The organism is Natranaerobius trueperi, assembly GCF_002216005.1.
GTDB classification, from domain to species: Bacteria; Bacillota; Natranaerobiia; order Natranaerobiales; family Natranaerobiaceae; genus Natranaerobius_A; species Natranaerobius_A trueperi.
Genome location: NZ_NIQC01000001.1, coordinates 206,817 through 222,975, shown reverse-complemented (window position 1 = coordinate 222,975; position 16,159 = coordinate 206,817). Strand labels below are relative to the sequence as shown.

Below are 16,159 nucleotides of genomic sequence, written 5' to 3'. Positions count from 1 at the left end.
AAATTAATTTTCTGTAAATTAACCTTTAATTTTATACTAAAATCAAAAATATTAATACTATCCCTATTGATTATACATATTAAGTGGAAATTTTGTCAATATTATAATAATTTAACAAAATTTATATAAAACCAATAAATCAGCAAATAATATCATAAACATTCTGCATATAAAATGTTGGTTAAAAAGAGGGAATTTAGCTTATAAATCGAACTAGTAATCTAAACAGCAAATAGGGGGAATATGATGAATTTACAGGATAATGTTACTTATTGTGGTAGTTTTGGTAGCAATTGTAATAATTTAGAAAAAATGATGTTGTGTAATGAGTTGCTATATGGTTATTAATTTTTATTTTTTCTCTTATGGGGATAAACTTTGTTATGCTATATAGTGAAATATTGTTTTATTGAGGTGACAGTTATGGGTGAAAAAGATCCTTTAAATAAATTAATTAAGCTTTCAGATTATAAAGAAAAAGTTAAACAACGAGAACAAAATCAAGAACATATAACAACAGAAAAAAGTAGTGATGACACATTTCCACGGAAGTATCCTGCTCCTTCACAAAGTGAAACTGATAGTAGTGAGCTAGAGAGAATAAAGAAATTAACAGTTGAAGTTGAAAAAAGAGACCAAAACATAACAGTTACAGATAATGATTTTATAGGATGTAAGGTTGACTACAAAAATGAACTTAACAGTTCTCAACTACAAGCAGTTACAACTTTAGATGGACCTATCTTAGTAATAGCTGGTGCAGGTACCGGAAAGACTCGTACTATTGTGTACCGGGTTTCTTATTTGTTAGAACAAGGCGTATTACCTGAAGAGATATTATTACTTACCTTTACCAAAAAAGCTTCTCAAGAAATGACTAGTCGTGTAGATAGCATATTAGGTGATAATCGTGGTAATAGAGTTAAAGGAGGCACTTTTCATTCCTTTGCTTTTCATATGTTAAGAAGATATTCGGGTCTTTTAGGGTTATCACCTAAATTAACAATTCTTGATCAATTAGACTCTGAAGATGTGGTTGATCTGTTGAGATCAGAATATGAATTTAACCAAAAAGAACGAGCTTTTCCCAAAAAAGAACGAATATTTGAGATAATATCTAAAGCTAGAAACACTAATCGTGATTTATATAAGATCGTTGAAGAAGAATATACAGGTCTTTATGATTATATTGAAGACCTTAATACTTTATATAAAGGTTATCAAGAATATAAAAAGCATTATCGATTGCTAGATTTTGATGATCTATTAATAGTTTTAAGAGACAATTTAAAAAGTAACCTGCGCTTTAAAGAAAAAGTACACCAGGAGATTACACATATATTAGTTGATGAATATCAAGATACTAATATACTACAAAAAGAGATTGTTGATCTAATAAGTGATAAAACAGAAAATGTTATGGTAGTAGGTGATGATTTTCAAAGTATTTATAAATTTAGAGGTGCTAACTTAGAAAATATTTTAACCTTTCCTAGTAATTATCCTTATGCTAAAGTTATTAAATTAGAAGAAAATTACCGTTCAAGACAATCTTTACTGAATTTTTCTAATGATATTATAAAAAGTGCTGAAATTGGTTACAAAAAAGCTTTATATTCAGACTTAAAAGAAGGTGATCTACCTCAGCTAGGTAGATTTTATTTTCAACAAGATGAAGCTTACTTTATAGTATCGAAAATTTTAGATAAAAGAGAACAAGGTGTAGCTTTAAGTGATCAAGCAGTACTATATAGAGCTGGTTTTCATAGTAGTTATATCCAAACAGAATTAATTAGAAGACAGATACCATATGTAGTATATGGTGGAGTTAAATTTATGGAAAGAAAGCATGTAAAAGATATGATATCCTATCTAAGATTATTAGTGAATCCTTTTGATGCAGTATCTTGGAATCGGGTATTGAAATTACTTCCTGGTATTGGTCAAGTTAGAGCTAGTCAGATAGTAGAAGAAATATATAATCAAGATGGTAGATTACAATTTGACACATTTCAAAACACATTTTACTATAAATCGCTAGCTTTACTAAAAAAAGCTCTAGAGGAAGCAAATAAAGAAAAAACTGTAGCTAAAGCAGTATCTCGGATTTGGGAGTACTATCTTCCTATACTAAAAAATCGTGAACCAGATGCAAAAGAAAGGGAAAATGATTTAGAGGTACTATATAAATTAGCTAGAAACTATCAGGACCTTGATAAGTTTTTAGCTGACTTATCATTAGAACCACCATCTAATAGTTTTCAAAAAGAGAATACACCAGCTGTTGACGAACAAGAAGAAGAGCAGTTAGTTTTATCAACAATTCATTCTTCAAAAGGACTAGAGTGGCATACAGTATATGTACCACATCTTTTAGATGGACTGTTTCCAACTTCTAAATCTTTACGTGATATATTCAGTCTAGAAGAAGAACGACGTTTATTTTATGTAGCGGTAACTAGAGCGAAAGAACAACTTTATTTAACTTTTCCAAACCAAGTGATTACTTATGATGGATACTTTATCTATCCATCTAGATTCTTACAACCTATTGAAAATAATAAATATAACTTTTTTGAAGATTGATCCTTACCACAAATTTGGTAAGGATTACTATTAAGGTTGTTACTTTATAAAAAGTTCTATTTAAATGTTAGTGTTGCGAAATTCTTATAAAGAGGGGAATTGTTATGAAGAAAAACCAACCTACACCTCAGTCAATTAACTGGGCAGTTTTGCTAATTATGGCATCAGCATATATGGCTGTTGTTTTAAATATGCAAGGAATTCAATCAATAATGCCACATATTAGAGATGAATTTTTGATCTCTAGAGCACAAGCTGGGTTATATGCAACATTCTATTTTGCAAGTGCTACTTTAGTAGCTATTTATAGTGGTAGAATAGTTGATTTTTTAGGTTCAAAGGCAGGGCTTATTATAGGTGTTGGATCAGTAGGGGGATTAATCATTTTTCAATCTTTAAGTCCCTCTTTTATAATTATATTAACTTTAGCCTTTTTTGCTGGTTTTGGTTTTAGTATTGTAACACCAGCAGCAAGTAAGGGAGTACTTAATATAGTTCCCAAAGAAAAACGAGCGTTTTCCCTTGGAATCACACAATCAGGTGCTGGGATTGGTGGAATACTAGGTGCTCTTTTATTACCATTTTTAGCTGAATTATTAGGTTGGAGAACTGGTCTTTTGATTTCTGGAACCTTTGCATTATTTATGTGCATATTTTTATTTAGATTTTATCAGGTAAGTGAATCTGAAAATAATTCAAATGGTAAAGAAAAAAGTAGCACCTTAAAAGAAGATCTAAACTATTTGTTAAATCAAAAGTATCTTATATGGATTTGTGTTATGGGTTCAGTATTTGGTATGAGTATCAGTTCAGTAACGGCACACCTACCGATCTTCTTAGATGAAGATATTGGGTTTAGTACATTTATAGCAGGAGTTGGACTAGCTATATTCCAAATTGGAGGAGTTATAGCCCATCCTGGTTGGGGTTGGTTTAGTGATTCTGTTTTAAAAGGTGAAAGAAGGGTAGGTTTAATTATTATTGGTATATTAGTATCACTAATTACTTTACTTATGGGTGGAGTCATAACACCTTTTGATGTACACCCAGTTATAGTGATGGTAGTTGCCTTTTGTTTAGGGCTTACTATTTTAGGACTACCTTCACTTTATTTATCAGCTATTGGAGAAACAGTTGAAGATGAATATGTCGGAACAGCTACAGGAATTGCTCTAACCTTTGTTAGAATAGCAAACGTAATATTTCCACCAGTTTTTGGATTATTAGCAGATATAACAGGGGATTATAGTATTAGCTGGATAATCCTTGGTATAATAATTTTATTAATTACACTTTGTTTTTATTGGTTTACCCGAGAGTTTGCAAGCTATAAAGTAAATCCAAATTATCGGGCCATGTAAATTGGCCCGTTTTTTTATGTTCTATATAATGTTGTTTTAGTTACAGTATGTAAGTTATAACAGGCAAAAAAACAAATAATATTTCATTATGAAACAAGGTAAATGACATTATGAATAGAATTAATTTATAAACAATATATATGTTAATATACAAATTACAAGGAGTGGTAGTATGAAGTTTACAAACATTGATGAAATTGACCAAAAAATTTTGCAGTTATTATCTGAAAATGCTCGGATGTCTTATGTTGAGATTGGTGAAAAAGTTAATTTATCTAGAGTAGCTGTTAAGCATAGGATCAAGGGATTAGAGGATAGTGGAGTGATAGAAAAATATAGTATTATTGTAAACCCTGAAAAGGTAGGGCGGTCTGTATCAGCTTACTTTGATATTGAAGTTGAACCTAGTTATCTATATGAAGTGGCTAATACTTTAAAAGAGAAGGAATATATTACAGATATATATCTTATGACAGGCTCTTCAAAACTACATGTTCATGCAATATTAGAATTAAATGAACATTTAGAAAAACTGATGAAAGATGAATTATATCCTCTTCCTGGTATAAAAAAACTAGAAAGTAGTATGATTCTCTCGAGGATTAAAGTAAGAAAGGGGATTCGATTATAATGCTAATAGATATATTAGCAACTGTTCCGATATTAATCCTTTTATTAGGGTTATTAGTTTTTAAACTCCCTGCACGAAAAGTAGGAGCAATTTCTTTTCTTTTTGCAGGGATAATCTCACTAGTTGTTTTTAAAACGCCCTTTACAGGGATAGCTATTGCTTTAGGGAAAGGGTTTTCTTTATCATTATATGTACTTTTAATTATTTGGGCGGCTGTATTTTTATATAACTTAGTTAAAGAAGTAGGAGCTATTAAAGTTATCAGTGAAAATATCTTATTATTAATAAAAGATCCTTTTATTCAGTTTTTGCTTTTAAGTTGGATATTTTCATCTTTTTTACAAGGTATAGCTGGTTTTGGAGTACCTGTCGCTATAGTAACTCCTATCTTAGTACATTTAGGGTTTAATCCAATTGCTTCAGTAGCATCTGTATTATTAGGACATAGTTGGTCAATAAGTTATGGCTCTATGGGTTCATCTTTTTATACTATTGGTCTTGTGACTGGCCTTTCTTCTAGTGAACTAGCTTTTTGGATGTCAGTATTTACAGCTGTAGCTATGGTTATAACAGGGCTTGGTGTTTGTTATATCTATGGAGGGTTAAAGACACTAAAAAGAGGAAGTGGATACGTTGTTTCAACTTCATTTGTAATGATACTCACAATGTTTCTAGTAACTTCAGTTGAAATGATGTCAGTTGTTTCATTACTGTCAGCTTTAGTTGGTATGATCTTTATGTTTTTCTTATATAAACAGATAAACAATGTAGCTATTCCAAAAAATCTGTATAAAGAACAGTTAAATCTAAAAGAATCAATTTTACCATATGGTCTAATAATCATATTATCAGTTATCTTTCAGGTTCTTCCTAATTTATCGTTAGAATTTTCTTTTCATTTTCCTGGATTTGAAACAGCTTTAGGACATGAAGTCAGTAGAGAAAAAAATTATGTAGATATCAATTTTCTCACTCATCCAGCCCCGATTATCATGATGTCTGCTTTAGTTGGGATAGTGTTGTACCGTACTAAAAAAGTTTTATCAACCCAAAAACTTGTAGATGTTGTAAATAGAACAGTTGAAAAAAGTACTGGTACAACACTAACCCTTACCTTTTTAATATGTATGGCTCTTTTGATGATGGATTCAGGGATGATAGATAACTTAGCTCATAATGTAGCTCAACTTTCCGGAAATTTGTATCCATTATTTGCACCATTTATTGGTCTTCTCGGAAGCTTTATTACAGGTAGTAACACTAACTCAAATGTGATTTTTGGTAGCTTTCAAGCGACTATTGCAAATACTCTAGGAGTAAGTCCAGCTATTATGGCGGCAGTACAATCTATTGGAGGATCTGTTGGGTGTAGTATTGGACCTACTCAAGTGTTATTAGGTACATCTTCAGTAAAGTTAAATGGTAATGAATCTTATGTTTACAGAAGAGTAATACATATAACACTCTTTACAGCACTAACATTAGGTATAGTAAACCTAGTTGTACTTAGTTTTTAGAATGGAGGTTTTTAATGTCTAATAAAAGTATTTCTGCTTTGATAATGGTAATAGTCTTTATATTACTTTATATGGGTATTAATTTACAAAATGAAGCCTTTTATATACCAGCAATTTCCTTGATGATAGGAAATACCTTATGGAATTTCTTTTTTTAATATAAAACTTTTGGGGGGATTAATTTGCTAAATTTTGATTCATTAAATTATCCGTATTCTTCTAGGAGAAATGTAACAATTTCTAAAAAGGGAATGGTAGCAACTTCACAACCACTAGCAGCAAATGCAGGTCTTGAAATTCTAAAACAAGGTGGTAATGCTATTGATGCAGCTGTTTGTACAGCTGCTTGTTTAACAGTAGTTGAACCAACCTCAAACGGTATAGGTGGAGATGCTTTTTCATTAGTTTGGCATAATGGTAAATTACATGGTCTAAACTCAAGTGGACAAGCGCCACAGGATATAAGTAGAGAAAAGGTGGTCGAAAGAGGCTATGAAAAAATGCCAACTTTAGGACCACTTCCTGTTACTGTACCAGGAGCTCCAGCTGCTTGGGTAGAGATGAATGAAAAGTTTGGAAAGTTATCATTAGAAAAAGTACTAGCTCCAGCTATTCGCTATGCTTTAGAGGGTTATCCAATCACACCAACACTCGGAGAAAATTGGGACCGTGCTTTTAAAAAATACAGTAAAGAATGTAAAGGAGAAGAGTTTTCTGAATGGTTTAAAATATTTGCTCCAAATAAAAGAGCTCCAAGAATCGGCGAAATGTGGTCATCTAAAGATCATGGTGAAACTTTAAGAAAAATTGCAGAAACAAAAGGTGAACACTTTTATAAAGGAGAAATTGCAGAAAAAGTAGATCACTATTTTAAAAAGTATAATGGATACTTAAAAGGAGAGGATCTAGAACAGTTTTCTTCACAGTGGGTAGATCCCATCTCTGTTAACTATCGTGGTTATGATATTTGGGAGATACCACCTAATGGTCAAGGTTTAGTTGCTCTTATGGCTTTAAATATCTTAAAACAAGAAGAGTTTTCTTCAAAAGAAGCACTAGATACCTATCATAAACAGATAGAAGCATTAAAGCTTGCTTTTGTAGATGGACAAAAATATATTACAGATCTAGAGCATATGAAAGTATCATTAGATGATTTACTATCAGATACTTATGCAAAAGAAAGGTTAAACCAAATAGGGGATACGGCAATCACCCCTGAACCAGGTAAACCTGATCAAGGTGGAACTGTGTATTTAGCTACTGCTGATGAAGAGGGTAATATGGTATCCTTTATTCAAAGTAACTATATGGGCTTTGGTTCAGGTGTTGTATTACCTGGTACAGGGGTATCACTTCAAAATAGAGGACATAGTTTTTCTTTAGATAAAGATCACTATAATGTACTAGAACCAGGTAAAAGAACTTATCATACTATTATTCCAGGTTTTATGACAAAAGGAGATGAACCGGTAGGCCCTTTTGGTGTAATGGGTGGATTTATGCAACCACAGGGTCATCTACAGGTAGTTATGAATACAATTGATTTTGGTATGAACCCACAAGCTGCTTTAGATGCTCCAAGATGGCAATGGACTGAAGGTAAAAAAGTTTCTTTAGAACAAAACTTTTCATCAAATATAGCAAAAAGCTTAAATAGAAGAGGACATGACATAAACCTAAGTTTAGAATCAGATAGTTTTGGAAGAGGGCAAATCATTTTTAGAGATCCTAAATCTGGGGTATTATTTGGTGGAACAGAACCACGTACTGATAGCACTATAGCTTCCTACTAACGAAATGGAAAAGGATGATTCTTTTTGTGTTTATAATGGTCCATATTAAATGATAGCAAGCTGTTTGCAGGTATTTAACTTTTGCTAGTTAGTGAGATATGAAAATATTAGTTAAAGACTTTGAAGATAACATAAGGCTTAGGCTATATACTCTAGAGCTTTCAGTGGTAAGATGTAGTAACTTTTTTAGGGCTAATAGTATTTCTTTATTTAAGCTTATGGTAGTTCTTGTAGTTGTTATTGCTGTAATAAACAGTAGTAGAAGCCAGAGGAGGAACTTGTAATGGTAATAATTAGTGCTAGCAGACGAACAGATCTTCCTGCATACTAGAAAGATTGGTTTATAAAACGAATAGAAAAAGGTTATTTTGTAAGGAATCTTGACCCAAATAATGTAGAGGTAATCGTTTTTTGGACTAAAAATCCCGAACCTTTTATAAATAATCTAGATCTATTACAAAAAAGGGTTATTACAGTATTAGGGCTTTCATTCCACGCTTTCAATCGTGGGGTGAAAGCCTATTTTTTTAATAAAATACAGTTGTAGTATAAAGAAAAAACATATACAATTAAATCATATGAAACAAGAATATAGAAGAACTAAAACAATCGTGTCCTTAATTAACTATCATTTTGTTTTCTGCCCAAGATACCGAAGAAAGATATTTTCTAATCCAAAGGTAGAACAGCGTTTTAAAGAAATTGTCCATGAAGTATGTACTGAACAAAAAATTGAAGTACTAGCAATCAAGTGTGAAAAAGACCATACGCATCTATTTTTAAATGCTCTACCACAAATAAGTCCATCTCAAATTATGGCGAAGATAAAAGGAGTGAGTTCAAGAAAGATTCGCCAAGAGTTTAAGCATTTAAATCACATGCCAAGCTTATGGACACGTTCTTTTTTTGTATCAACAACAGGGAATGTATCAAGTGAAACAATCAAAAAGTATGTTGAAGAACAGAAAAAAAGGGGGTGACCTAATGAAGAAACAGTAAAAATAAAACTAGTGCCGACTAAAAACCAAGAAAAACATCTGACCAATATTTCAAAAGAATATATTAAAATTAGCCGTAAAGTGGTTGATTTTTCAAATATCCGAAACACGGCAAGAACAAGCCATAAAAACGAAAAGAACCTACATACATGGTCATTTTACCGGTTAGCATTATTTATTGAGTACAAAGCAAAACTATGAGGTATTAAAACCCACCGAGATCGGGTAGCAGGAATGAACATCATCCATACACCTGTGATAGCAGAAATGAATTGAGGACGCATAGCTACCCGAAAATCCCACGCATTCATGCGTGTGGGAGTGTCAATTTCTACTGCATTTTTCTTATTAAGCCCTAAATATAAAAATAATTTATATGGTGGTAGATAATTAAGTAACCCCTAGTAGTTTTTTAACCACTAGGGGTCTTTTTTCTTTATTTGAGGTTTTCAACTATTACTTTTGTACTTTCTTTCATCATATTAATATAACTGTCAGCATTTGTTTCTTCGTCACCGATAGCATCAGTGTAAACTTCTTTTGCGAGCTCTACTCCAGTTTCATCTGATATATTTTCCATATACCTAGGATCAACCGTTGACTCTGCAAAAACAGCAGGTACTTCACTTTCGTTTACTAGATCAATAATATTTGCTATTTGCTGGGGTGTTCCCTCTTCATGAGCATTTAGTTCCCATATACCATTTGTGTCAAATCCATATCTATCCCCGTAGTACTTAAAGGCGTGTTCACTAGTTATGATTAACCGGTTATCTTCAGGTATTTTATTAGTTTCTTCTTCTATATATTTATCTAATTCTTCAAGTTCTTCTATATATTCATCTGCTTTTTCTTGGTAGTACTCACTATTTTCAGAATCTAATTCTTTTAGGGTAGTTACTATCTTATCTACATAATAATCTCTTACATGTAAAGGGTTTAACCATAAGTGTGGATCTGGTATATCATCAGTTCCCTCTAAGGGAATTTTTGGTCCTTCTTCTGCTATGGGGATTACATCTACATCTGTAACATTTTCTGTCACCTGTTCAAGCCAAGCTTCTATATTATAACCATTTATAAAAAAAACGTCTGCATCAGAGATTTCTTGAAAATCGCTAGGTGTTGGTTCATACTCTTCTGGTTCTTCACCTAAAGGAACAATATAGTTAACTTCAGCTTTATCACCAGCTATTTCTTCTGTCATATCAGCTATGATAGAAAGACTTGTGACAATTTTTAGCTCATTTGAATCGACTTCTTCAGAAGTTTCTTGACATCCTGTTGTAACTAACAGAATAGAAGTGAGTAAGAGAGTTAATAAAACTTTCATACGGAATTCCTCCTTAAATTTTTAGTTAAAATACCTTCTTTTGGTGAGAAAAGAAATGCACCTAAAAAGAAGATAGATGCAACTAACACAATGGCTCCTCCTGTAGCAACATCATAGATATATGATAGATAAACCCCGATTAAAGCTGAAATAACTCCAAAGAAAGTTGATAGAAGTAGCATTTTGTTTAGTCTATCAGTGAGTAAAAACGCTGTTGCAGAAGGAGTTATTAACATAGCTACAACTAAAACTATACCTACAGTCTGAAGTGAAGCTACAGTGACTAGTGAAAGTAGTAGCATTAATAGGTAATGAATTTTACCTGTAGAGATACCAATTGCTTTTGCCATAACAGGATCAAAGGTTGATAAGACAAGTTCACGATAGAAGATAAAAATCCCAAGAAGAGATAAAAGACCTGTTGAAGCTGTTAAGATTAAATCTCCAATAGATACAGCTAACACGTTTCCAAATAAGATATGCCAAAGATCTACTTCTGTACCATCTAGAGCTGTTATCATAACAATCCCTAAAGCAAAAGCTGCAGTAAATAAGATTCCAATTGAGGAATCATCTTTAATTTTACTGTTTTGACTTACATATCCAATACCGAGAGCTGTTAAAACACCAGTAAATACTGCGCCTATGAAAAAAGTGATTCCTAATAGATAAGATATGACAACTCCTGGTAGTACTGCATGGGAAATGGCATCACCCATTAGAGCGATTCTTCTTAATATAATAAAGCAACCTAATATACCACAGATAATCCCTACTAAAGTACCAGCTATTACAGCATGTTGTAGATAAGTGTAGTTTGTAAGTGCTTCAATGAACATACTAAACTGTTCTATCATTCTGTAACCACCAGGATATCTTCATCCTGTTCATCTAGAATTGTAGTTTTACCTTGATACGCTTTTTCTAAATTTTCAGGGTTTAATACTTCTTTAGCTTTACCTTGAGCTACTAATGTCTTGTTTATTAGTAAGATAGAATCAAAATATTTTGAAGCTTTTTTTAGATCATGATGAACTACAAAAAGAGTCTTTCCTTGAGATGCTAGTGAAGTTAATAAATTAGTAATAATTTCTTCTGAAGTAAAGTCTATTGCTGAAAAAGGTTCATCTAAAAAGAATAGTTCAGCATTTTGTGAAAGCGCTCTTGCAAGAAAAACTCTTTGACGTTCACCTCCTGAAAGTTCACCTATTTGACGGTCTTTTTTATAATCCATCTTTACTTTTTTTAGACTATCTAGGACTAGCTCTTTATCTGTTTTACTTGGTCCTTTAAATCTTTTTAGATAGGGGTAACGACCCATCATAACTGTTTCAGATACAGATATGGGAAAGCTTAAATCAATATCATTTTGTTGTGGTACATAGGCTATATTTGATCTAGCTTTTTTAATAGAAGATTCAAAAACCTTTATTGAACCTTTTTTACATTTTAAAAGACCCATTATGGCTTTAATAAGGGTGGATTTACCTGCTCCATTAGGTCCAATTACCCCAGTTATTTGTCCTTTAGGTACCTTAAAAGAGATATTTTCAATTGCAGTTGTTTCATCATAAGATACTGTTAGATCATTAACTTCTACAGCAAAAACTGTTTTATTTTCCATACATCAACCCTCCAATAATCTTAACTTAGCGATGACTAAAAAAGTTACTCGCGGTTAATAGGCATCATTCACTATTACGGTATGCCTAGAGGGTTAATGGTGTGCTTGTCCATTAAAAAACTATATGCATTTATGTAATATTATAAAATAAGATTGCATATATTTTAGGTTACTTTTTTTTATATTGTTTTTTGTATTCAGAGAACTTTGTTATTATAGAAGGGTTATTTTTAAGAAAGTCAACTAAGAGAGATAAGTTTTGATAGTTCTCAAAACTTATATGATGTTCTATCCTCTCAACTTCTCTTTGTACATCTCCTTCAGTTCCTATAGTCTTAAAAAATTCTTCTAATAATTGATGTCTTTTCAATAGATACCTACCATATTTTTTACCTTTTTCGGTCAAATGTATCATTCCATATTTTTCATAATTCAGATAAGATTTATTACATAATTTTTTTATCATTCTTGAAACAGAAGCTGGTTTTACATTTAAATTATCTGCTAATTCACTTACTCTTGTATATCCTCGAGTATCACTTATACGGATGATCATCTCTAGATAATCTTCCATACTAGGAGTTAGAGTATCTTTATCAGCTTGTATTTCATAACCACGATCAGTAAAAAATTGTCCAAACTTTTGTTTGTCTTTACTCATAAACCTCACCCCTTAAAAATGTCTTAGTTATTTATATGCAGTGGTAAAATTTATAAGAAATAATAATTTAGAGAAGCTGATAAATCAAATTTTGAAGGAGTTGCCACGCATTCTCATGACTTTAGTCATGAGATGTTCACATAATGCGAAAATTAAGCAATTTAGTGGGAATTTGTTGAGGTGGTACCTAATTTACTAGAGTTTAACAAAACAATTAGTTAACTTTTCTTAACTAAAAAAATATTCACCGGATTTAAGTTATCGACAAATAAATACTTGATTGAAAACTTGTTTTGCTTCATAATGTTATATAACTAAACTGAAAGATTCTCTATGTAAAGGAGTGAAGATTATGGACAAGCAGATGAAAAAACCACCTGTAATTGTTGCACTTATACCAATTTTATTCTTAATTGTTGCTTTATCTGTTAGTATAATTAGATTAGAAGCCGACCCTCATATTCCCTTGGTTTTATCTTCTGCTGTAGCAGCTTTTGTTGCAATGTTAGTAGGATATAAATGGAATAATGTTGAGCAGGGGATCTTTGATGGAATCATGATGGCCATGCAAGCCATAGTAATTTTAATGGTTGTAGGGATGTTAATCGGTACTTGGATCCAAGGTGGAGTAGTACCAACGATGATCTATTATGGTTTACAAATATTATCCCCTCAAATATTTTTGATTGCAGCTATGATCATATCTGCTGTTGTTGCTATTTCAGTTGGTAGTTCTTGGTCAACTGTAGGAACAATCGGTATTGCCCTTGTGGGAATTGGTGAAGGTCTAGGAGTACCTACAGGTATGGTTGCTGGTTCTATCATATCAGGAGCGTATATAGGTGATAAATTATCACCGCTTTCTGATACAACAAACCTAGCTTCAGGAACTGTAGGAGACACTGATTTATTTGAGCATATTAGGCATATGCTTTATGTTACAGTTCCGGCAGTAGTAATAAGTGGTATTATATATGGTATTTTAGGATTTACCGTAGTAGATAGTGCACAAATGGAAGGTGGACAGATTCAAACTATAACATCTACTCTGTCAGAGCATTTTTATATTAGTCCAGTATTATTACTTGCACCAATTTTAGTAATTGGACTTATTGTAATGAAAGTTCCACCAATCCCTGGTTTATTAGGTGGAAGTATTTTAGGTGCTATATTTGCTATAACATTCCAAGGTGCTGACTTTGCTTCTGTAGTTGAAACAATGCACTATGGTCCTGAAATTGAAACAGGAGTAGAAATGGTTGATGGTTTATTAAATGAAGGTGGCCTAGATGGGATGATGTGGACTATTTCATTAATCATGGCTGCTCTGAGTTTAGGTGGAATTTTAGAAAAGTGCGGATTTTTACAGGTTATTTTAGAAGGGGTATTAACTATTGCACATCGTGTAGGAATATTATCTTTAATCAGTCATGTTGTTTCAATCTTTGTAAACTTAGTGACTGCTGATCAGTATCTATCAATTGTACTACCTTCTAGAATGTTCAGAGATGCCTTTAAAGCTAAGAATGTTCATCCGAAAAACTTATCTAGAATTGCAGAATCAGCAGGTACTGTAACATCACCTCTGATTCCATGGAATACTTGTGGAGCATTTATGGCAGGTGCATTAGGTATATCTCCAGTGGTATATTTACCATTTGCATTCTTTAATCTACTAGCACCACTAATCTCAATTATTTATGGATTTACTGGATTTAGTATGACTAAATGGGAAGAAGAAGAATCTTCATAATGATAATCAAGATGGTCCTATAAGGACCATCTTGATTAGTGCTTAACTTATTTTAGGTGGTTGATACTAACTAAACTTCTTCACATTTCAGTATTTGCTGCAGTATTTATTATTTATTAAAGATGGGCTAATACTTAAGAACTTGATTTACAGCTAATTCTAATAGCTTTGGTGCTTCTTTTGTAAAGAATGGTACATGAAGTCTTTCTGTATATTGATGTGCATCTTTCCCAACAGGTCCGACATTTAATACTGAAACATCTAACTTTTTGATTTCTTCAATTGGGATATTATAGACATGTCTTAATGATGGCATGTTAGGACTCAAATAATTACTGATTTCATCACCATCTATTAAGGCAAAATAACTTAAATCACTAATACCTTTGAAAAACTCAGTAACGGTAAAGTCTAGCCCATATCTTTCTTTTCCTTGAGATTTAATCTTTTCTACAACATCTAAGATAAAGAGCTCTTTTTCAGTTTCTCTTCTGTTTCTAACATGAGGATAAAATGGTGGTAAAAAGGCTACTACAATTTTAGGTTCACGATCAGGACACATATCATGGATCTTATTTACTAGTTCTACAGTAAATTCACGTTCATCTAGCTTAGTTTCTTTTAATTCTTCTATTACTCTGTGATAATAGTTCATGAATTGATCTCCAAATGCATCGTAAGCTGACTGAAAAAGTTCTTGAAAGGTATATACTTGTGGGTTCATACCTTCTGTTATATTAGTACTTTGCCCCCATCCGCTTTCAACACTTCTAGAGCTTGACATACCTTTGAACTCTTTTAATCTGTTATTGTAAATCTCTACAGAATTCTCTAAAGCATTTTGTCCTACTTTTTTTAATTTCTTTAAAATATCTAGTGGAGTAGAATTAATAGTAAGTATATTATAGTATCCGACCGTAACTTGTGGAGTGGTTACGTTATATACTCCTCTCAAGTCATTTGTTTTAAGGTTTACAGGAGGTGGTGTTAGTTCACCCCGAAACTCATCAACAAAATCAGTGTTTTTTTCCATTAGTGATTGTACTTGAGAAAATATAAGACTAGAGTTTAACCCTGAAAAAGGGCTCCCTCCATGTGTTTCTTTACCAAAGCAATAAAAAAGAGGTAGAATTTTACCAATACTTCCTATAGCAAGTTCATGTCTACCTTTAGAGTCAGGTTGGTGACTTTCACTTTTAATTACTGATACAAATTCTAAAGCATATTGCTCCTGTAATTCTAATAGATGAGAAAGAGACGCGATAACTCCAGCTGAGTTATTCTCTTCATCTGGAACTGATAAAAGTAGTATATTACCTGTAAGGTCTGGTACTTTGTATGAATAATCGTTCATAAGAGCTAGTTGTAATGCTGCACCAGCTTTCATATCCATTACACCACGGCCAAAAACCCACTCACCTGACTCTAAGTCTTTTTTAGCATCTTCTGTTAGCTCAAAACTTGCTATTTTATCTGTGATTTCTTCTATATCAAAAGCTTGATCTCGTAACTTTCCAAAATCATCAACATCAGCAACATCATGATGATGTATTAAGATAACTGTTTTATTACCTGAACCTTTTATTAAACCCGTTACATATTGTCTGTTTAAATTGTCACCTAGAATATCTTTTATATGTAGTTTATCTTCATGTTCTTTAAAGTATGGTATCTCACTTAAAATATTATATATTTCTCTTGCCATATCACGTTCGTTTTCAGTACTAGATATACTAGGAACCTTTACTAAACGATATAATAATTTTAATAATTTATTTTCATCATGTAACCACATTAAGTTCCCTCCCTACATTTCAAAAATTCAGACAAATGAATTATAACACAAACAATCGTAGGTTATCACATTATATAAGAAAGTATGCTACCCAAAATTTGAGT

The 16,159-nt window shown here is 32.2% G+C and carries 14 protein-coding genes and 1 pseudogene; 10 read left to right on the top strand and 5 right to left on the bottom strand.

Features of this window, described 5'->3' with window-relative positions; all coding sequences use genetic code 11:
- The first annotated feature begins 423 nt into the window (after positions 1-423).
- The 9 genes and pseudogenes from CDO51_RS01015 to CDO51_RS14075 all read left to right on the top strand — a co-directional run.
- Positions 424-2,586 carry an ATP-dependent helicase gene (locus CDO51_RS01015; protein WP_089022433.1) on the top strand — a complete coding sequence of 721 codons (2,163 nt, stop codon included), beginning with the start codon at positions 424-426 and terminating at the stop codon, positions 2,584-2,586.
- 104 nt (positions 2,587-2,690) lie between these two features.
- On the top strand, positions 2,691-3,947 hold the full coding sequence (locus CDO51_RS01010; RefSeq protein ID WP_089022432.1) for an MFS transporter: 1,257 nt from the start codon (positions 2,691-2,693) through the stop codon (positions 3,945-3,947).
- A gap of 172 nt (positions 3,948-4,119) precedes the next feature.
- A complete protein-coding gene (locus CDO51_RS01005; protein WP_089022431.1) occupies positions 4,120-4,578 on the top strand; it encodes an Lrp/AsnC family transcriptional regulator in 459 nt (152 codons plus the stop codon).
- On the top strand, positions 4,578-6,095 hold the full coding sequence (locus CDO51_RS01000; protein ID WP_089022430.1) for an L-lactate permease: 1,518 nt from the start codon (positions 4,578-4,580) through the stop codon (positions 6,093-6,095). The genes CDO51_RS01005 and CDO51_RS01000 overlap by 1 nt, the downstream gene beginning before the upstream one ends.
- Before the next feature lie 14 nt (positions 6,096-6,109).
- Complete coding sequence (locus CDO51_RS13650; protein ID WP_158212259.1) at positions 6,110-6,253, top strand: hypothetical protein; 144 nt, start codon at positions 6,110-6,112, stop codon at positions 6,251-6,253.
- 24 nt (positions 6,254-6,277) lie between these two features.
- Complete coding sequence (gene ggt / locus CDO51_RS00995; protein ID WP_089022429.1) at positions 6,278-7,891, top strand: gamma-glutamyltransferase; 1,614 nt, start codon at positions 6,278-6,280, stop codon at positions 7,889-7,891.
- Positions 7,892-7,989: 98 nt separating this feature from the next.
- Positions 7,990-8,175: a hypothetical protein gene (locus CDO51_RS13645; protein WP_158212258.1), complete on the top strand. Its 186-nt coding sequence runs from the start codon at positions 7,990-7,992 to the stop codon at positions 8,173-8,175.
- Between the two features lie 294 nt (positions 8,176-8,469).
- Positions 8,470-8,871 carry an IS200/IS605 family transposase gene (gene tnpA / locus CDO51_RS00985; RefSeq protein WP_089022428.1) on the top strand — a complete coding sequence of 134 codons (402 nt, stop codon included), beginning with the start codon at positions 8,470-8,472 and terminating at the stop codon, positions 8,869-8,871.
- Positions 8,872-8,955: 84 nt separating this feature from the next.
- A pseudogene (locus tag CDO51_RS14075) lies at positions 8,956-9,087 on the top strand (RNA-guided endonuclease TnpB family protein); the annotation flags it as partial.
- Positions 9,088-9,325: 238 nt separating this feature from the next.
- On the opposite strand, the gene CDO51_RS00975 reads toward CDO51_RS14075, so the two are convergent.
- The 4 genes from CDO51_RS00975 to mntR form a co-directional block, all read right to left on the bottom strand.
- Complete coding sequence (locus tag CDO51_RS00975) at positions 9,326-10,222, bottom strand: metal ABC transporter solute-binding protein, Zn/Mn family (protein WP_089022427.1); 897 nt, start codon at positions 10,220-10,222, stop codon at positions 9,326-9,328.
- On the bottom strand, positions 10,219-11,079 hold the full coding sequence (locus tag CDO51_RS00970; protein WP_089022426.1) for a metal ABC transporter permease: 861 nt from the start codon (positions 11,077-11,079) through the stop codon (positions 10,219-10,221). Before CDO51_RS00970 ends, CDO51_RS00975 begins: the two co-directional genes overlap by 4 nt.
- Positions 11,076-11,846 (bottom strand): metal ABC transporter ATP-binding protein, encoded by a 771-nt coding sequence (locus CDO51_RS00965; RefSeq protein WP_089022425.1) that lies wholly within the window; start codon positions 11,844-11,846, stop codon positions 11,076-11,078. Before CDO51_RS00965 ends, CDO51_RS00970 begins: the two co-directional genes overlap by 4 nt.
- Before the next feature lie 169 nt (positions 11,847-12,015).
- Positions 12,016-12,507: a transcriptional regulator MntR gene (mntR, locus tag CDO51_RS00960; RefSeq protein ID WP_089022424.1), complete on the bottom strand. Its 492-nt coding sequence runs from the start codon at positions 12,505-12,507 to the stop codon at positions 12,016-12,018.
- A gap of 352 nt (positions 12,508-12,859) precedes the next feature.
- On the opposite strand from mntR, the gene nhaC reads away from it, so the two are divergent.
- Positions 12,860-14,260: a Na+/H+ antiporter NhaC gene (gene nhaC / locus CDO51_RS00955; RefSeq protein WP_089022423.1), complete on the top strand. Its 1,401-nt coding sequence runs from the start codon at positions 12,860-12,862 to the stop codon at positions 14,258-14,260.
- Positions 14,261-14,387: 127 nt separating this feature from the next.
- Here the strand turns inward: nhaC and CDO51_RS00950 are convergent, their stop codons facing one another.
- A complete protein-coding gene (locus CDO51_RS00950; RefSeq protein ID WP_089022422.1) occupies positions 14,388-16,055 on the bottom strand; it encodes a M20/M25/M40 family metallo-hydrolase in 1,668 nt (555 codons plus the stop codon).
- Between the last annotated feature and the right edge of the window lie 104 nt (positions 16,056-16,159).